Annotated in this window: 14 protein-coding genes; 12 read left to right on the top strand and 2 right to left on the bottom strand. The window is 61.6% G+C overall.

All coding sequences use genetic code 11. The annotated features are described in order from the left end of the window. Window positions 1-103: 103 nt before the first annotated feature. The 10 genes from ACP7BE_RS05100 (at window position 104) to ACP7BE_RS05055 (ending at window position 14,081) form a co-directional block, all read left to right on the top strand. Window positions 104-1,540: a coniferyl aldehyde dehydrogenase gene (locus tag ACP7BE_RS05100; RefSeq protein ID WP_095019850.1), complete on the top strand. Its 1,437-nt coding sequence runs from the start codon at window positions 104-106 to the stop codon at window positions 1,538-1,540. A gap of 92 nt (window positions 1,541-1,632) precedes the next feature. Next, on the top strand, window positions 1,633-3,198 hold the full coding sequence (locus tag ACP7BE_RS05095) for an amidase (RefSeq protein WP_095032529.1): 1,566 nt from the start codon (window positions 1,633-1,635) through the stop codon (window positions 3,196-3,198). A gap of 219 nt (window positions 3,199-3,417) precedes the next feature. Next, window positions 3,418-4,605: an acyl-CoA dehydrogenase family protein gene (locus ACP7BE_RS05090; protein WP_095000073.1), complete on the top strand. Its 1,188-nt coding sequence runs from the start codon at window positions 3,418-3,420 to the stop codon at window positions 4,603-4,605. A gap of 56 nt (window positions 4,606-4,661) precedes the next feature. Then, window positions 4,662-6,407 carry an FAD-binding protein gene (locus ACP7BE_RS05085; protein ID WP_426104990.1) on the top strand — a complete coding sequence of 582 codons (1,746 nt, stop codon included), beginning with the start codon at window positions 4,662-4,664 and terminating at the stop codon, window positions 6,405-6,407. Further along, the gene (locus ACP7BE_RS05080) at window positions 6,404-8,125 is read left to right on the top strand and encodes an FAD-binding protein (RefSeq protein WP_426104988.1); all 1,722 of its coding nucleotides are present in this window, start codon (window positions 6,404-6,406) and stop codon (window positions 8,123-8,125) included. The genes ACP7BE_RS05085 and ACP7BE_RS05080 overlap by 4 nt, the downstream gene beginning before the upstream one ends. Beyond that, window positions 8,122-8,883, top strand: coding sequence for an SDR family oxidoreductase (locus ACP7BE_RS05075; protein ID WP_095032527.1), 762 nt, complete (start codon window positions 8,122-8,124; stop codon window positions 8,881-8,883). The genes ACP7BE_RS05080 and ACP7BE_RS05075 overlap by 4 nt, the downstream gene beginning before the upstream one ends. A gap of 1 nt (window position 8,884) precedes the next feature. Continuing rightward, complete coding sequence (locus ACP7BE_RS05070; protein WP_095038883.1) at window positions 8,885-9,916, top strand: ferredoxin--NADP reductase; 1,032 nt, start codon at window positions 8,885-8,887, stop codon at window positions 9,914-9,916. Between the two features lie 19 nt (window positions 9,917-9,935). Then, window positions 9,936-11,522, top strand: coding sequence for a FadD3 family acyl-CoA ligase (locus tag ACP7BE_RS05065; RefSeq protein ID WP_426104986.1), 1,587 nt, complete (start codon window positions 9,936-9,938; stop codon window positions 11,520-11,522). Window positions 11,523-11,791: 269 nt separating this feature from the next. Continuing rightward, window positions 11,792-12,892, top strand: coding sequence for a polyamine ABC transporter substrate-binding protein (locus ACP7BE_RS05060; RefSeq protein WP_095000079.1), 1,101 nt, complete (start codon window positions 11,792-11,794; stop codon window positions 12,890-12,892). Between the two features lie 88 nt (window positions 12,893-12,980). Next, the gene (locus tag ACP7BE_RS05055) at window positions 12,981-14,081 is read left to right on the top strand and encodes a P1 family peptidase (protein WP_095024615.1); all 1,101 of its coding nucleotides are present in this window, start codon (window positions 12,981-12,983) and stop codon (window positions 14,079-14,081) included. Window positions 14,082-14,158: 77 nt separating this feature from the next. Here ACP7BE_RS05055 and ACP7BE_RS05050 read toward each other — a convergent pair whose 3' ends face one another. Then, complete coding sequence (locus tag ACP7BE_RS05050; protein ID WP_095018488.1) at window positions 14,159-15,898, bottom strand: dipeptidase; 1,740 nt, start codon at window positions 15,896-15,898, stop codon at window positions 14,159-14,161. Window positions 15,899-16,001: 103 nt separating this feature from the next. Beyond that, on the bottom strand, window positions 16,002-16,784 hold the full coding sequence (locus ACP7BE_RS05045) for a helix-turn-helix transcriptional regulator (protein WP_095000082.1): 783 nt from the start codon (window positions 16,782-16,784) through the stop codon (window positions 16,002-16,004). Between the two features lie 93 nt (window positions 16,785-16,877). Between ACP7BE_RS05045 and ACP7BE_RS05040 the strand changes: the two genes are divergently transcribed. Then, window positions 16,878-17,702 carry a carbon-nitrogen hydrolase family protein gene (locus tag ACP7BE_RS05040; RefSeq protein WP_426104982.1) on the top strand — a complete coding sequence of 275 codons (825 nt, stop codon included), beginning with the start codon at window positions 16,878-16,880 and terminating at the stop codon, window positions 17,700-17,702. Next, the gene (locus ACP7BE_RS05035) at window positions 17,699-18,793 is read left to right on the top strand and encodes a polyamine ABC transporter substrate-binding protein (protein WP_426104980.1); all 1,095 of its coding nucleotides are present in this window, start codon (window positions 17,699-17,701) and stop codon (window positions 18,791-18,793) included. The genes ACP7BE_RS05040 and ACP7BE_RS05035 overlap by 4 nt, the downstream gene beginning before the upstream one ends. Window positions 18,794-18,828: the final 35 nt, after the last annotated feature.

Genomic DNA, 18,828 nt, shown 5'->3' with positions numbered 1-18,828 from the left:
TGGACTAACGGATATGGCCGATTATCGTCCGATCGGACGAGGCATTGCGGGGCGCAGTTCGCTAGCGTCGGTTGATCGAACCGGTGTATCAGAGGACTTATCCATGACGTTCAGCAGCACTGCTCCAGAACAGCTGACCAGCCTGTTGGCGGCGCAGAAAAAAGCCTTTGTCGGCGCAGGCCACGTCAGTGCCGAGCTGCGTCGGGAGCGCATCCAGCGGGTGATCGAGTTGCTGGTGCGCTTCCAGCAGCCGCTGGTCGAGGCCATGGATGCCGACTTTGGCGGCAGGCCCCAGGGCTTTTCGTTGATGAATGACGTGCTGGGTTCCCTGGCTTCGCTCAAATACGCCCGCGACCATCTCGAGCACTGGGTTGCAGACGAGCCGCGCCAGGTGTTTGCGCCCTATGACCAGTTGGGCGCCAAGGCCTGGGTGATGCACCAGCCCAAGGGCAGTATCGGCATTCTCGGCACCTGGAATGCGCCGCTGTTCACCTTGCTCAGCCCCTTGGCCTGCGTGCTGGCGGCGGGTAACCGGGCGATTCTCAAGCCCTCTGAAGTGGTGCCGCGTACCGCCGATGTGCTTGCCGGGGCTTTTGCCGAGCTGTTCGATCCGCTGGAAATCGCCGTGGTCACCGGCGACGCCGAACTGGCGCAAGTGTTTACTGCGCAAGCCTTCGACCATCTGGTGTTTACCGGCAGCACTGCGGTGGCGCGCTCGGTGATGCGCAATGCGGCGCAACACCTGGTGCCGTTGACCCTGGAGCTGGGCGGCAAGTCGCCAGTGATTATTTCCCGCAGCGCCGATCTGGCCAAGGCGGCCTTCAGCATTGCCGTGGCCAAGGCCAATAACGGCGGGCAAATCTGCATCAACCCGGACGTGGTGTATGTGCCCCGCGAACAGATGGAAGATTTCCTTGGCCTGCTGGGCGCGGCCTACAGTGAGCTGCTGCCCGCCACCGACGCCAATCCTGACGTGGTTGCGGTGGTCAACGACCGGCATCTGCAGCGTATCGAAGGCTATGTGCAGGACGCCCTCCAGCGTGGCGCGCGTGTCGAGCGCTTCCCTCGGGCTCTTGAGGTTGACGCGCTCACACGCAGGCGCCCGTTGCAGGTGGTGATCAATCCGCCCCGCGACAGCCTGATCCTGCAAGAAGAAATTTTCGGTCCGGCACTGGTGCTGTTGCCCTATGAGCAGCTTGACCGTGCGCTGGCCGATATCCATTCACGCGAGCGCCCGCTGGCGCTGTACTACTTCGGGCAAAGTGAAGAAGAGCAGCGTCATGTGCTGCAAAACACGATTTCCGGTGGGGTCAGCATCAACGACGTGATGATGCATGCGGCTTTGCACGATGCGCCTTTTGGCGGTATTGGCGCCTCGGGCATGGGCCATTACCACGGCCGCGAAGGGTTCCTGGAGTTCAGCCATATGCGCACCGTGTACAAGGCTGCGGCCCACGACCCGCGCCGCGAGTGGGGCCTGTTGCCGCCTTATGGCGAGCACTTTTTACCCGCCATGCAGGCGATGGTCACCGCCGATTGAAACCCGAAATGCCCTTGTGGGAGCGAGCAGGCTCGCTCCCACAAGGGGCGTTGCTCTTTAAATAAAAACAAGATTTGCTCTGGAGATAGACCTTGCAAAACCCTGCCGAAACACCTGAACAATCCACTGGCTGGCCCCGTCGCCACGTCCTCAAAGCGGGCGCGCTGGCCGTGGGTGCCGGGCTGCTGGGGCGTTTTGCCAATGCCGCTGAAGGCACCGCCATTTCGCCCGCCGAGTACCTGGCAATGGATGCCACCGACATGGCCCGCGCCGTACAAAAGGGCGAACTCAGCCCGCACGCTCTGCTGGCAGCGGCCATGGCCCGCTGTGATGCCGTCAACCCCAAGGTCAATGCCGTCAATATGCGCCATGACGACTACGCCCAGGCACTGCTCAAGGCCCGCAGTGCCAGCGGGACTGCGAATACCGGCGCACTGGCCGGGGTGCCGATCCTGATCAAGGACCTCAACACCTACCTGCAAGGTACCCGCACCACCAATGGCAGCAGGTTGTACAAGGACGCGCCACCAGCGCCCCACACCAGTACCCTGATTGACCGCTATCAGGCAGCCGGGGCCGTGCCGTTTGGCAAGACCACCTGCCCGGAATTCGGCCTGACCACCACCACCGAATCCCTGCTGTGGGGCCAGACCCGCAACCCCTGGAACCTGGCCAAAAGCGCCGGCGGCTCGTCCGGCGGAGCTGCTTCGGCGGTTGCCGCAGGTATTGTGCCGGTGGCCCATGCCACCGACGGCGGCGGCTCGATCCGCATTCCGGCGTCTTATTGCGGGCTGGTCGGGCTCAAGCCGACGCGTTACCGCACACCAAGCGGCCCGGGCAAGTACGAGGGTTGGTTCGGTGCCAGCGTGGGCAACGTGGTGTCGCGCAATATGCGCGATATGGCGCTGTTTATGGACGTGGGGCAGGGGCATGAGGCGGGCAGCCCGTATTGGGCAAAACCGCTGGTACGTCCTTACGTTGAAGAGCTGCGCACTGCACCGGGCCGTCTGCGTATCGGTGTGGTGCGTGACTCGTTGACCGGCTCGCCGCTGGACCCCGCTGTGGTCCGTGTGCTGGACGACACTGCCAAACGCCTGGCCGCCCAGGGCCATGAAGTTGAAGAATTGCGCCTGAGCATCGACCCGCGGCAGTTGTTCGGAGCCCACGGCTCGGTGGTTGGCGATGCCTTGCTGACCATGGTGCACGATCGCGAGCAAGTGCTGGGGCGCAGCGCCACGGCCGATGACTATGAACGCATCACCCAGGTGGTACTGGGCAATGCCCAAAAAGTCACTGGAGAGGGTCTGTACCGGGCGCGGCAGTCGTTCGAAAGTATTGGCGGTTATATGGAAGAGCAGTTCCAGAAGTACGACGTGATCCTGTCGCCGGTAACGGCCAACATTACCCCGGACCTGGGCCTGCTGAGCCTCAACCAGCCGTGGGACAGCTATGCCCACAACGCCATGGGCAGCGCGGCCTTTACCGTGCTGGCCAACGTCAGCGGGCAGCCGGCGTTGTCGTTGCCGGTGGGCATGAGCGACAACGGCCTGCCCATCGGCATGATGTTCACCGCGCCATTGGGTGGTGAAGACGTGTTGCTGCGTTTGGGCGCGCAGATCGAGCAGGATCGGCCTTTTGCGAAATTGCCGGTGGTTTAAAAAGCGCCCTGAACCTCTCCCTCAGGGAGAGGGGATTGATTGGCGTTTGCCCTGCGGCTAGCTCCCTCTGCCTTTGGCAGAGGGTTGGGGTGAGGGCCAGCCTTCACCCGATATCCCGACTAGTCCGCTTTGACGATGATCCACAACCCCGCTGGCGGGATTATTCGTCACACACCGCCCGCGCATTCGCGCAGCGAGAGACTGACGGAGAACACACGGATGGATCAGATACGAGAGAAAAGTCCGATTGAGCTTGAGCTGCTGCAACGCGCGCGCAATTTGATACCTGCGCTTAAAAGCCGTTCAGCCCAGGCGGACAAGGACTGCAAGCTACCTGACGAAACCGTTCGCGAAATGCAGGAAGCCGGGCTGTTTCGTGCCCTGCAACCGAAAAAGTGGGGCGGCCATGAAATCGACTTGCGCACCTTTTTTGAAATCCAGATGACCCTGGCCGAAGGCTGCATGTCCACCGCCTGGGTTTATGGCGTAGTGGGTGTGCATCCGTGGCAACTGGCGCGTTACCCGGTAGAGGCGCAGCGTGATGTGTGGGGCGAGGACAGCTCGGTGCTGGTGGCCTCGACCTATATGCCCGTGGCCAAGGTCACGCCGGTCAAGGGCGGCTATCAGGTCAGCGGGCGCTGGGGCTTCTCCAGTGGCAGCCAGCATGCGCAGTGGTGTCTGCTTGGCGGCATCGTGCCGCAAGATGAAACCGGCCCTACCGAACACGGCACCTTCCTGATCCCGGCCAGCGACTACCGTATCGAGCAGAACTGGGACGTGTTGGGCCTGCGCGGCAGCGGCAGCCACGATATCGTCGTTGAAGACGCTTTTGTTCCGGCCCATCGAGTACAGCGCACCAACAATTACGGCATCGAAGCCACACCGGGGCGGCTGGTCAACACCAACCCGATGTACGCCATCCCGTTTGCCCAGGTGTTTGCCCGTGCCGTCTCTACCTCGGCCCTCGGCGCCCTGCAAGGCGCGATCAACGAGTTCCGTGACAACGCTGCCAAGCACATCGGCAAGCATGGCGCCAAAACCGCCGAAGACCCGGCCGCTCAGGCTGCCGTGGCCGAAGCCATCATCACCGTCGACTCGCTCAAACTGGTGCTGATGCGCAACTACGCCAACCTGATGGCGCTGGCCGCCGCCGGGGAATACCCGGATGTGGAAACCCGCTTGCTGTATCGCTACCAGTCTTCCCATGTGACCAATGTGTGCGCCGACCGGGTCAGTGACCTGCTGCGCTGCATGGCCGCATCGGGCTTGTACAACACCAACCCGGTGGCGCGCTTCTTCCGTGACCTGCATCAGGCTCGCGGGCATATCGCCAATAACGAGGCGGCTTACCGGCGCAGTTACGGCCTGGTGCAATTGGGCCTGCCCAACGCGGATCCGTTTGTGTGATCGGCTGATCTACATCCGGCAAAACACCTCTGACCTCAGCGCAAGGCATAACAATAATGACGGCTCACGATCAGTCTCAGTCCAGCTATGACGTAATTGTTGTCGGCTCCGGCGCCGGCGCCATGACCTCAGCCCTGTTTGCGGCTGATCAGGGCCTGTCGGTCCTGATTGTCGAAAAAAGCGATAAATACGGTGGCACTTCGGCGATTTCCGGTGGCGGTATCTGGATCCCCAACAACCACTACTTTGCCGCGCTCGGCGGGCAGGACAGCCCCGAGCTGTCGATGCAGTACCTCAAGGCGGCCACTGGCGAGCATGGCGACCCGGTGCGCCTGAAGGCGTATCTGGATCACGCCGCGCCGATGATCAAAAAGCTCACTGCCAACAGCCACGTGCGTTATGCGGTGGCCGACAAATACCCCGATTACTACCCGCAACTGCCCGGCGCCTTGCCGGGTGGTCGCACCCTGGACCCGGAGCTGTTCGACACCAGCCTGCTGGCCGAAGAGCTGCCCAACCTGCGCAAGCCTTCACCCTCCACCCTGTTGATGGGGCGCATTGCCTGGACGGCCCGCGACGCGCACAAGGCCATGGCGCGCAGCTTTGGCTGGCAATGGCTGATCTTCAAGTTGATGGCGCGCTACAAGCTCGACTTCAAATGGCGGCGCAAAAGCAAGTACGACCGCCGCGCTGCGTTGGGCAGTTCGCTGGTGGCGTCGTTGCGTCGTTCGCTGATGGATCGCAACGTGCCGCTGTGGCTCAACACCGACTTTCAGGATGTGGTGCTCGACGGTGACCGGGTGTGCGGCATCAAGGTCGCCACCGGCGGCAAGGTGCTTGAACTCAAGGCCCGTCGCGCCGTGATTTTCGGCTCTGGCGGTTTCGAACAGAACCAGACGCTGCGTGAGAAGTTCCTGCCGCAGCCGACCCGCGCCAGCTGGAGCGCCACGCCACCGGGCAACAATACCGGGGCAGCGCTTGAGGCCGGCATGCACATTGGCGCGGCCACCGCGCTGATGGACTGGGCCTGGTGGGCACCGACCATTGCCGTACCCGGCGAAGAAAAACCCCGCGGCGTATTTGCCGAACGGGCGTTCCCGGGGGCTATTGTGGTCAACAGCCTGGGTCAGCGCTTCGTCAATGAAGCGGCGCCGTACCTGGAATTCGTCGACGCCATGTACCAGGACAATCGCAAGACTGATGGCCGATCAGTGCCTTCGTGGGTGATCTTCGACGGGCACTTTCGCTTCAACTACGCCATGGGCCCGTTGATGCCGGCCCAGGTGATGCCCGACAGCCGGCTGCGCAAGGAGTGGCTCAACACCGTGAACTGGAAGGCCGACAGCCTTGAAGCCCTGGCCATGCAGATCGGCGTGGATGCGCAGGGGCTGGACAGCACCGTGCAGAAGGTCAATGGCTACGCCCAAACGGGTGTCGACCTGGACTTCGATCGCGGCGGTAACGTCTTCGATCGCTACTACGGCGACAGTAATATCAAACCCAACCCGTGCCTGGCGCCGTTGCGCAAGGGGCCGTACTACGCCATGCGCCTGGATGCCGGTGATATCGGCACCAAGGGCGGGTTACTGACCAACCAGCATGCCCAGGTGGTGCGTGAGGGCGGCCAGCCGATCCCCGGCCTGTATGCGATCGGCAATTGCTCGGCATCGGTGATGGGCACCAGCTACCCGGGCGCCGGTGGCACCCTGGGCCCGGCCATGACCTTTGGTTATATCGCCGCCAATCATATCGCCAGCAGCGTGCCGGCTACGGCCAGCAGCAAGGTGCGGGCACTGTCATGAGCCGAGCACAGCATACGTCCAGCAACAGCAAAATTCTCGCGCCCTTGCAGGCCGAGCGCCTGAGTGCAGGGGACTGGCATGACACCTGTGACGTGCTGGTAATAGGTTGGGGGGCGGCCGGTGCCTGCGCTGCGCTGGAGGCCAGCAGCAATGGCGCCAGGGTGATTGTGGCGGACCGCTTTACCGGCGGTGGCGCCAGTGCCAAAAGCGGTGGTGTGGTTTACGCCGGTGGCGGCACCCGGCATCAACAGGCCGCAGGTTTCACCGACAGCACCCAAGCGATGTTTGACTACCTCAAGCACGAAACCCAGGGCGTAGTCAGCGATGCAACCCTGCAAAAATTCTGCGATGACAGTGTCAGCAATCTTGACTGGCTTGAAAGCCACGGCGCGCGTTATGCCCATAGCGTGCCGCCGGGAGGGAAGACCTCATACCCGTCCGATGGCCATTTTTTGTATTACTCGGGCAATGAGCTGGTGCCTTCCCATGCCGGCACCCGGCCACCGGCCCCCCGCGGCCATCGTACGGTGGGCAAGGGCCAGTGTGGCGCGGTGCTGTATGGACATCTGAAAGCCGCGTGTCTGCGGGCCGGGGTGCAGCCGTTGTTGCAATCGGCGGCACGTCGGCTGGTGGTGGATGCCAGCGGGCGGGTAGTGGGTGCCGAGTTCTGCAGCCTGCCCGAGGGCAGCCGCGAAGCGCGCTTGCATGCACGCCTGGCGGCACGGGCCGAGCGCCTGCAAAACTTCGCCCCCGGTTACTGCGACCGCCTGCGCCTCAAAGTCAGCCAGTTGGAGCGTGACCATGGCCAGCCGTTGCTGATCCGGGCCCGGCGCGCGGTTATCCTCAGCACCGGGGGCTTTATCTTCAATCGCGGGCTGATTCGCGATCATGCGCCCAACTTCAGGCGCAATTTCAAGGTGGGCGCTACCGGTTGCGATGGCAGCGGTCTGCTGCTGGGGCAGTCGGTGGGGGCCCGAAGCGAGCGGTTGAGCCGGGTGTCGGCCTGGCGCTTTATCAACCCGCCGCACTGCTGGCCCAAGGGCATTGTGGTCAACAGCAATGGCCAGCGTTTTTGCAACGAAGAAGTCTACGGCGCCACCCTTGGCCAGCCGCTGTGCGATGAGCAGGGCGGGCAGGCGTGGCTGGTGCTGGATGCGCGTTTGCGCAAACAGGCAATCCGTCAGGCGCTGTTCGGGGGCTATTGGTGGTTCCAGAGCCTGCCGGCACTGGCCTTGATGCTGCTCAAGGTGCGCAAGGGTGACAACCCGGACCGGTTGGCCAGCGTTTGCGGCATGCAGGCGGGGGAGCTGAGTGGTGCCCTGCGCGCTTACAACGCCGGTGCCCGGGGCGATGGGCCGGATGCTTTCGGCAAGTCTGAAGGCAGCCGCCAGGTGTTGGATAAGGGGCCGTTTTACGCTTGCGATATCAGCGTCGGTAACCCGATCTTTCCGCTGGGGGCGCTGACCCTGGGCGGGCTTAAAGTTGATGAAAGCAACGGCGCTGTACTCGATACCGATGGCCAGCCGATTGCCGGCCTGTTCAGCGCCGGGCGCACCGCTATTGGCGTGGCGTCGCACCTGTATATCAGTGGCTTGTCCCTGGCCGACTGCGTGTTTTCGGGGCGGCGTGCCGGCCTTGCCGCCTCAGGCAGGAACGAGCCTGGCACAACAATCGCGAGCAGGCTCGCTCCCACAGACAGTGCAAGGGTGACCTTATGAGCGCACGTGTTGCAGGCAAGGTGGCGTTGATTACCGGTGGGGCCAGTGGCGTGGGCAGGGCAACGGCGCTGCTGCTCGCCCGTGAAGGTGCCCGTGTGGTGATCAGCGATATCGATGTGGCGGGTGGCCTGGCCCTGGCTGAAGAGATCGGTGCGCAAGCATTGTTTATTGAGCATGACGCGGGCAGCGAAGCAGATTGGGCGCGGGTGATCGACACCGTTCGCGAGCACCACGGGCGGCTGGATATCCTGTTCAACAACGCCGGGATCCTGCTCAAGGGCGATATTGAAAATACCGCCTATAGTGATTGGCAACGGGTGCAGCGCATCAACTCCGACAGTGTCTTCCTGGGTTGTCGCGCCGCCATAAGCCTGATGAAAGAAAGCGAGGGCGGCTCCATTATCAACATGTCTTCGATTGCGGCGGTGGCCGGACGCGATGATTACGTTGCCTACAGCGCCTCCAAAGGCGCCGTCGCCGCCCTGTCGCGTACCGTGGCGGTGTTGTGCCGCCGGCGCAAATACCGCATTCGCTGCAATTCCCTGCACCCTGACGGCATCCTCACACCGATGACCACCGCGGGCTTGCCCGCCGGGCTCGACCCGTGGAGCCTGACCATCGATGCCGACCCCATGGGGCGCATGTGCCTGCCCGAAGATGTCGCCGCCAGCGTGCTGTTTTTGGCCAGTGACGAGTCCCGCGCCATCAGTGGTATCGAGCTGCGGATCGACAGCGGCCAGTTTGTGATGAGTATCTGATATGAGCCAACCGGCGTATTTCTCCCTGCGCGTAGCGCAAATTGTGACTGAAACCGCGGACTCCCGTTCCCTGGTGTTCGATGTCCCTGCGGCCTTGCGTGAGCAGTTCACCTATAAGTCAGGGCAGTTTCTGACCCTGCGCGTGCCCTTTGAAGGCGGCTGGTTGCCGCGCTGTTATTCGCTCTCCAGCACCCCGCTGGAGGACGAGCCCCTGCGCGTCACCATCAAGCAAGTACGTGACGGTCGTGCCTCCAACTGGCTGTGTGAGCAGTTGCGTGAGGGCGACCAGCTGGAAGTGCTGGCGCCGGCCGGGGTATTTGTACCGCGGCATTTTGACAATGACTTTGTGCTGTTTGGCGGTGGCAGCGGGGTCACACCGGTGCTGTCGATCCTGCGTTCGGCGCTGATTGCCGGCACGGGCCGGATCCTGCTGATTTACGCCAATCGCGATGAAGCGTCGGTGATCTTTGCCGCCGAGCTTAAAGCCCTGGCCAGCGCCTACCCGCAACGATTGCAAGTGATCCACTGGCTGGACTCGGTCCAGGGCATACCGGCGGTGGCACAACTGGCGCAGATGGCACAGCCTTTTGTGCATGCCCAGGCCTATATCTGTGGCCCCGGCCCGTTTATGGATGCGGCCGTCAGCGCCTTGCACGACATCGGCATGGAGCACGGGCACATCCACGTCGAGCGTTTTGTCTCGCTGCCGGAAGAGGGCAGTGTGGCCGCTCCGGCACCGGTCAACACCGATGTGATCGGCAGCCAGCTGTCGGTGCGCCTGGACGGGGAGGAGTACGAAGTGCCCTGTGCCGAAGGCGAAACCCTGCTCAATGCCATGCACCGCGCCGGCCTGAAACCGCCCAGCTCCTGCCTGGTGGGCTCCTGCGCGACCTGCATGTGTACGGTTGAGCGCGGCAGTGTCGAGATGCTGCGCAATGATGCCCTGGACCCACAAGAACTCAATGACGGCTGGGTGCTGGCGTGCCAATCGGTGCCCAGCAGCGAACAGCTGCGCGTGTGCTTTCCCGAATAACCTGCCAGACGAGTGACCGATGACTTCCAGCCTGCAACAGAGCCTGCCGCGCTCGATCCCGCAACTGCTGTTCAACGCCTCGGTGCAGCATGCCGGGCGCACGGCCATTGAAGAACATGGCCAATGCATCGACTACAGCGAACTGCCGCGCCTGGCCCTGGGCGTCACCCGCAGTCTGATGGCCCAGGGCATTGGCAAGGGCGACCGGGTGGCGATCTGGGCACCCAACGGCCGGGACTGGATCATTGCCGCGCTGGGCATTCATTGCGCGGGGGCGGTCATGGTGCCGATCAACACCCGAATGAAAGGCCCTGAAGCGGCCGATATTTTGCTGCGCAGCGGCAGCCGTCTGCTGTTTGTGCAGCCGAGTTTTCTGGGCACCGATTACCTGGCTTTGCTCGCGCCCTATCGACCGGCCAGCCTCAAGTGCCTGGTGTTGCTGGGCGAAACCCCGGCGGCCAGTTCCGCCGGCCTGGACTGGGACGGCTTTGTGGCCCTGGGCGCGGCCACCAGCGAATCTGCCGCGCTGTTGCGTGCTGCCGGCGTGAACTCCGATGACCTCAGTGACCTGCTGTTTACCTCCGGCACCACCGGCAAGCCCAAGGGCGTGATGAGCGCCCATGGTCAAACGATTCGGGCTTTTAGCGAATACGTGTCGGTGATCGGTTTACAGGCCGGTGACCGTTATCTGGTGATCAACCCGTTTTTTCATGCCTTTGGCTACAAGGCGGGGTGGCTGACCTGCCTGCTGGCGGGGGCGACCATCCTGCCGCACCCGGTGTTCGACGCCGAAGCGGTGTTCCAGCGCATTGCCGCAGAGCGCATCACCGTGTTGCCGGGGCCGCCGACCCTGTACCTGTCGATGCTGGCCCATCCCAAGCTGGCCGAAACCGACCTGTCGAGCCTGCGCATTGCCGTGACCGGCGCGGCGACGGTGCCGCCGATCCTGATCGAACGCATGCGCAGCGAACTGGGCTTTGCGGTGGTGACCACGGCCTATGGCCTGACCGAATGCGGCGGCTTGGCCACTATTTGCGACCCTGCTGACTCGGCGACGATCATCGCCAGCACCAGCGGGCGGCCGATTCCGGGCACCGAGGTGAGCATCCGTGACCCGCAAAACCGGGCTTTACCGGCGGGCAGCACGGGGGAGATCTGCCTGCGCGGTTTTCATGTGATGCAGGGCTACTTTGAAGACCCGCAGGCCACCGCTGAAACCATCGACAGTGAAGGTTGGTTGCACACCGGGGATATAGGCCAGCAGGATGCCGCGGGCAATCTGCGCATCACCGACCGGCTTAAAGACATGTTTATCGTCGGTGGTTTCAACTGTTACCCGGCTGAGATAGAAGCTGGCCTGATGGAGCATCCGGGCATTGCCCAGGTGGCGGTAATCGGTATACCCGACGCGCGTATGGGCGAGGTAGGGTGTGCGTGCGTGGTGTTGCGTCATGGTGTGCAACTGGATGAGGCAGGATTGATCCAGTGGGCGCGTGAACATATGGCCAATTACAAGGTACCGCGTGTGGTGCGCTTCCATGACGCGCTGCCGGTGAATGCATCGAACAAGGTGGCGAAGAATGAGTTGCGGGCGGGATTCATGTAACGGGCCACCTGTGCGCTCGCCCTCACTCTGGCCTCCAGGGCCGGGGTGAGGGGGGCTTTTCCGGACATAGAACCGGACATCGACAATGGCCATAACTGTCCCCTTTTGGCCTGCCTCCCTCTGTGATCGTGCCGGGCTCTCGGCAAGAATCAACCCCGTCACTCAATAACAACAAACCACTTCGTCCTTGCCCTTGGCCTTTTGCAGGCCGCTGCCGTGTACAGAACATAACAACGATCGATCTCACGCCGAATCCGGGGAACTGAGCCATGGACACTCTGAAACGCTTGATGAGCGCCACTGTTTGTGGGCTGACGCTGCTGGCCAGTGCCGTACAGGCCGAACAGCGCGAGCTGCGGGTGTATAACTGGGCGGACTATATCCTGCCGTCCGTGCCCAAGGACTTCGCCAGACAGACCGGCATCAAGGTCACCTGGGACTCCTTCGACACCAACGAAGCCCTGGAAGCCAAACTCCTCACCGGCAATTCGGGCTATGACCTGGTGGTGCCGTCCAACCAGTTCCTCGATACCCAGATCAAGGCCGGGGTGTTCCAGAAGCTGGACAAGAGCAAGCTGCCCAACTGGCAGCACCAGGACCCGGCGCTGCTCAAGCTGCTGGACACCAATGACCCTGGCAATCAGTACGCTGTGCCCTACATGTACGGTACGGTGCTGATCGGTTTCAACCCGGCCAAGGTCAAGGCTGCGCTGGGTGAGGATGCGCCGGTGGACAGCTGGGACCTGGTGTTCAAACCCGAAAACATGGCCAAACTCAAATCCTGCGGCGTGGCGATGCTCGATTCGCCTTCGGAAATCCTGCCCTTGGCCCTGCACTATCTGGGGCTGGACCCCAACAGCCAGAACCCCGCCGACTATGAAAAAGCCAAGGCGCTGATGCTCAAGGTCCGCCCCTATGTGACCTACTTCAACTCGGCCAAGTACATGACGGATATCGCCAATGGTGACATCTGCGTGGCCATTGGTTATTCCGGCAGCTTCTACCAGTTTGGCAACCGCGCCAAAGAGTCAGGCAACGGCGTGGTGGTGGACTGGCGCTTGCCCAAGGAGGGCGCGCCGATCTGGTTTGACACCTTCGCCATCCCTAAAAGTGCAAAAAATGTCGAAGAGGCCCACGAATTTCTCAACCACCTGCTGGAGCCCAAGGTCATTGCCGGGATCAGTGATTTTCTGGGTTACCCCAATGCCAACAAGGACTCGCTGGCACTGATCAACAAGGACATCACCGGTAACCCCAACCTGACCCCGACCAGCGAGGCGCTCAAGTCGCTGTATGTGGTGCAACCGTTGCCGCAAAAAATGGAGCGCGTGCGCACCCGGGTGTGGACCAGCATCAAGTCGGACAAGTAACCCCTCGGAGGTAGTGCATGGGGGTTATCGTCAAGTGCCGGCCAGGTTCTTACACTGGCTGCACTTAATCGAACGACGAGAAAGCACCATGCGTATCCGTGAGCTTGGCATCACCATCGGTTCGGGCACCCCGGGGGCGTACAACGCCATCACCGACGTACCGGGTGTGCGAGTGGGTCATCACACCCTCAACGTTGAAAACGGCGATGTTTCCATCCATTCCGGTGTCACCGTGATTGAGCCGCGTGCGGGAGCCACCCACCTGCAACCCTGCTTCGCCGGCGTGCATGTGCTCAATGGCAACGGCGACGCCACGGGGCTGGAGTGGATTCGCGAAGCCGGTTTGCTGACTTCGCCGATTGCCTATACCAATACTCACAGTGTTGGCGTGGTGCGCGATGCGCTGGTGGCAGCCGAGCGTGAGCTGGGCAAGCAGCACACCTACTGGTGCATGCCGGTGGTGCTGGAAACCTACGACGGCACGCTGAACGATATCTGGGGCCAGCATGTCACGGCCGAGCATGTGCAACTTGCCCTGCAGGATGCCAGGACAGGCCCTGTGCAGGAGGGCAATGTGGGCGGTGGCACAGGGATGATCTGCCACGAGTTCAAGGGTGGCATTGGCACTTCCTCGCGAGTGTTGAGCCCGGAGCAGGGGGGCTGGACCGTCGGTGCGCTGGTGCAAGCCAACTATGGTGTGCGCGAAGCCTTGCGGGTGGGGGGTTACCCGGTGGGTACCGTGCTGGATGACGTACCGTCCCCGTTTAAGAGCGAGAAAAATGTGGGCGTGCCGGGCATGGGTTCGATCGTGATAACCATCGCTACCGATGCGCCGCTGTTGCCGCACCAGTGTACCCGTCTGGCGCAGCGTGCCAGTGTCGGGCTGGCGCGAGTGGGGGGCGGCACTGAAGACTCCAGCGGTGATATTTTTATTGCCTTTGCGGTGGGCAACAGCAATTTGCCGGCGGCCAACTTCGGCCATCCGGGTGAGCCGACCACGGCATTGCAGATGGTCAACAACGATTACATCTCGGCGCTGTTTGTGGCGGCGGCGGATGCGGTAGAGGAGGCGATACTCAATGCCATGCTCGGTGCGGATGACCTGAGCGGATGTGGCAATACCGTGCTGGCGCTCAAGCCCGAGCGGTTGCTGGCAGCGTTGCAGCAGGTGGGCTGGAAAGCCTCCTGAGGGCTGCCTCAACCTTGCGTAGCAGCTGCCATAGGAACGAGGCTGCGTTCCTCGGCAGCTGCTACGGGGATTTGCCCTTACAGTTTCGGCAACTGCCCCACCCGGGCCATCATCTCGGTGACGATCTGCAGGTCCAGCATGAACTGCTCTACGGTCTTGAACTCGTTATCGGTATGCCCGGTGTATTTCACATCCGGCATGGCCAGGCCGAATTGCACGCCATTAGGCAGTTCATGCACCGAGGTTGCACCCGCCGAAGTACCGTACGTGTGCTCCATGCCCAGGTTTTCGCTGGCTACCGCCAACAGCGCCTTGACCCACTCACCCTCGGGGTTGCGGTACATCGGCTCGGCAATCGAGTACTCGAAACTCACCGGTACCTGCTGACTCTTGCTCCAGACTGTCAGCTTCTCGGCAATCTGCGCTTTCAGCGCCTCCGGCGACTTGCCCTTGGGCACGCGCAGGTTGACCGCCAGCTTGAGCGCTTTGTCGTCCAGCCCCACAAAGGTCAGTGAGGTGGTCAGCGGCCCCATAAAGTCATCGGCAAAACCGACCCCCAGCTTGCCGCCCTTGTAGTCCAGGCCCCAGTTGTCGGCAGCATAGTGCGCTGCGTCGGTAATGTGGTTGTGCTTGAGGGCGATAGGGCCGTCGACGCTACTGATAAAGTCGAGCATCCGTGCCACCGGGTTGACCCCCGACTCGGGCTCTGAGGAGTGGGCAGAAACCCCGGTTACGGTCAGCACGACATCCTTGCCAACCACCTTGGCATTGACCTCGAAATCACCGCCATTGCGTTTGGCATATTCTGCACCGGCCTTGTTCAGGCTGGCCGCCAGTTCGGCGGGTTTGTCGGTCACCAGGGTTGCTACCGACGTCGACGGGATCTGGTTGGTCGCCATGCCGCCGGTCAGCGAGACGATTTCGGCGCCCTGGCCTTCGCCCTTGCGCCGGGCAAAGGTGGCCATAACGGTGCCGTAGCCTTTTTCGGCAATCACCACCGGGTAGCCGCCATCCAGCGCCAGGTTGTAGTTGGGCACCGGGTTGTGTTCGAAGTAATAAGGAATGGCATCACCGCTGGTTTCTTCGGTGGTGTCGATCAGCAACTTGAAGTTCCTGGCCAGTGGCAGTTGTTCTTCCTTGATGACTTTCATGGCGTACATCGCCACCACGATGCCGTTTTTGTCATCCTCCGTACCGCGCCCGTACATACGGTCACCGATCAGTGTGACCTTGAACGGGTCAAGTTGGGTGCCGTCCTTGAGTACCCAGTTTTCCGGGGTTACCGGCACTACGTCGGCGTGGGCATGAATACCGACCACTTCATCGCCACTGCCTTCGAGGGAGACTTCATAGACACGGTTGTCGATATTGCGAAAGTTCAGGTTAAAGGCCTTGGCCAGATCCTTGATCTTGTCGGCGATCTTGAGAAATTGCGGGTTCTCGTACTGGGGCACGTCGTCCAGGTTGACGGTGGGGATGGCCACCAGTTCACGCAGGGTGTCGGTAGCCGCCTTGCCGTATTTGAGCCGGGTATACAGGCCCAGCAGGCGATAGATCTCGTTCTGTTGCTCGGGGGCCAGTGCCTTGTTGTCGAGAAAGGCGCTGATGGTCGGGCCGAGATTATCTTTTTGCGCCAGCTCACTCTTGGCCAACGCCCCCAGAAACTGACGGAAGTCAGTGACATGGGTGTCGCTGAACGTCTTGAGGATGACAGCACTCTGTTGCGGGGTGATGGTGGCGTGGGCTGCAGTGCTGAACGCAGCGAGGCTGGCCATCATCATGGTTGCAGCGGCCAGTTGTTTAAGTGAAAAGTCCATTTTGCAGGGCGTTCCTGTACAGGTCGTTGGATGGAAACATGAAGTAAGTGAAACAAAACATTTCCAAACTTACACTGCGAGGCGCTGCCACGTTAAGCGCTTTTTATTCTTGCGCCTGCAAAAACAGCGAGAACAGTTCGGACTGTGACTTGATTCCCAACTTGCCGTACATGTGCTTGCGATGGACCTTGACGGTCTCCGCAGAGATTGCCAGTTTTCGGGCGATTTCCTTGTTCGAACAACCACTTAGCAGCAACAGGGCGACTTCCATTTCGCGTGCGGTCAACGGCGAGGTCAACTGCTCGGCAGCCGCTTCAAGGCGGCTTTGCCAGTTGGGCGTGAGCTCCGGTGCCTCCTTGGGGTCGCGCTCAAAAACCAGGCGCTGGCGCATCAAGGCGGCCACCCACGGCTGCACCAACCCCAGCAATGCACTCTGTTCCAGGCTGAAACGGCACTGGCTGCCCAGTGACAGGCTCAGGGTGCGTTGATTGTCGAGTTGCACATTGATATGCACCTCGTCGGTAACGATATTCAGGCGGAAATAACGCTGGTAGTAGTCGGTCTGTTCAAAGCATTCGGGGGCCACGTCCTGCAGGCGGAACAAGCCGCTTTGCGGTGCTTCACGGTTGGCGATATAAAACGGGTCCAGCAGGTAAAGCCCCTTGAGGTAGTCCTGGAACAGCGAATCCATGCCACCGTCTGCACCGGGGGACTCGGCCAGAACCTGTGGCTTGCCGGCGCTGTAGATCAGCACCACCCAGTTGTCCACGGGTACATAGCGGCCCAGCAAACGTACCAGCGCAGTCCAGAAATTGGGCCGGTCCAGGGTTTCGATCACGCGGCCCATCGCGTCATGCCAGGCCACATCCTGCAAGGTCAGATTCATCTCACTACCCACCGGGTGTTACCCCATCGAAGTCATTTATTGGCGCGGTGCCGCGCACCATACTCGGCTCATCCCACCCTGCAAGGATCCGAGATGAACATTGAACTGGTGCAACTGGCAGGCCGTGACGGCGACACCGCTTATAACCTGTCGCGTACATTGAGCGCCATCGCCAGCTGCGCTGACGATACTGCGCTGCTGGTATTCCCGGAGACCCACCTGACCGGCTTTGTCGGCGGCCAGCAACTGGCGCAGGTGGCGGAGCCATTGACCGGCCCGACCCTGGGTGCGGTATTGCAGGCCGTACGCGAACGTGGAGTCAGTGTGGTGGTGGGGCTGGCGGAAAATCATCACGGCACCTTCTATAACACCTCGGTACTGGTCACGCCCGAGGGGATCGCCTTGCAGTACCGCAAGACCCATTTGTGGCCAAGTGAACGCGGCGACTTTACCCCCGGCGACCGTTTTACCACCGTGCTCTGGCAGGGTGTGCAGGTTGGCCTGCTGATCTGTTATGACATTGAGCTGCCGGAAACCGGCCGAGCACTGGCGCAACTGGGGGCTGAACTGATCATTGTCACCAACGGCAATATGGACCCCTACGGCCCGGTGCATCGTACCTCGATCATGGCCCGTGCCCAGGAGAACCAGGCGTTTGCGGTGATGGTCAATCGCGTCGGTAGCGGGGATGACGGGCTGGTGTTCGCGGGTGGCAGCATGGTGGTCGATCCGTTCGGGCGGGTGTTGCTCGAGGCCGGGCGCGATGAGATTCGCCATGTTGTAGCGCTGGATCTGGATCAGCTCAAGGCTGCCCGGCGTGACTACGACTACCTCAAGGATCGTCGCTTGCTGCTGTCGGGTGAACAGATTGAGCACTCGGACGGGCGTCGCGAACTGTTGATCGGAGCCAGCCAATGAAGACTAAAAACACGACGGGACTTGCCCTGGCTGCGCTATTGGGTTGCAGCCTGGTTCACGCCGCCGAACCTCAGGTGAATATCTACAACTGGTACGACTTTATCGCTCCGGACACGATGAAAAACTTCCAGGCCGAAACCGGCACAGGCTCGATGTACGACGTGTTCGACAACAGCGATGTGATGCAAAGCAAGCTGATGGCCGGTCGCAGCGGGTATGACGTGGTTGTGGCCACCGGTGACCTGCTACCCAACCTGATCAAGGCCGGGGTGCTCAAGGAACTCGATCGGGGGCAGTTGCCCAACCTCGCACACCTGGACCCGGCCATCCTTGCCAAGATGCAGAGCAATGACCCCGGCAATCGTTATGCCGTGCCGTATTTGTGGGGCACTACCGGGGTGGGTTATGACGTCGACAAGGTCAGGGCGATACTTGGGCCGGATGCGCCGGTGGATTCCTGGGACCTGATCTTCAAGCCCGAGAACCTGAGCAAATTGAGCCAGTGCGGTGTAGCCATGCTCGATGCCCCCGGTGAAATCATTCCAATCGCCTTGCACTACCTCGGCTTGCCATACAACAGCAGCGACCCCCGGGACTATGCCAAGGCCGAAGCGTTGCTGCTGACGTTACGTCCTTATATCCGCTATTTTGACTCGTCGAAATTCATTACCGACCTGGCCAATGGCAACGTCTGCGTGGTGCTGGGTTGGGCGGGCGGGGTGCAAGACGCCAAAACCGCCTCGCAGGTGGCCGGCAATGGGCGCAACATCCGCTACAGCATCCCCCGTGAAGGGGCGCCGATCTGGGTTGAGAGCATGGTGTTGCTCAACGACGCGCCCAACCCGCAGCAGGGGCTGGCCTTTATCGACTACATGCTGCGCCCGCAGGTGATAGCCCGGACTTCGGCCTACCTCAAATATCCGAATGCGAACCAGGACGCCAGGCCACTGATGGACCCGTCGTTGCGCGACAACCCGGATATCTACCCTGACGAGAAAGTCATGGCCACTTTGTTCCCGCTGGAGCCGTTGCCGCTCAAGCTTGAACGGGTGCGCACGCGGGTGTGGAGCAAGGTTAAAAGCGGAACGTGAAGCAAAACTTTGTCGATACTCTGTTACAGGTCAAG

It is taken from the genome of Pseudomonas sp. TWR1-1-3 (genome assembly GCF_049896805.1).
GTDB classification, from domain to species: Bacteria; Pseudomonadota; Gammaproteobacteria; order Pseudomonadales; family Pseudomonadaceae; genus Aquipseudomonas; species Aquipseudomonas bubulae.
The sequence above is the reverse complement of the archived record's forward strand: the minus strand, read 5'-3'. Positions and strand labels throughout refer to the sequence as shown.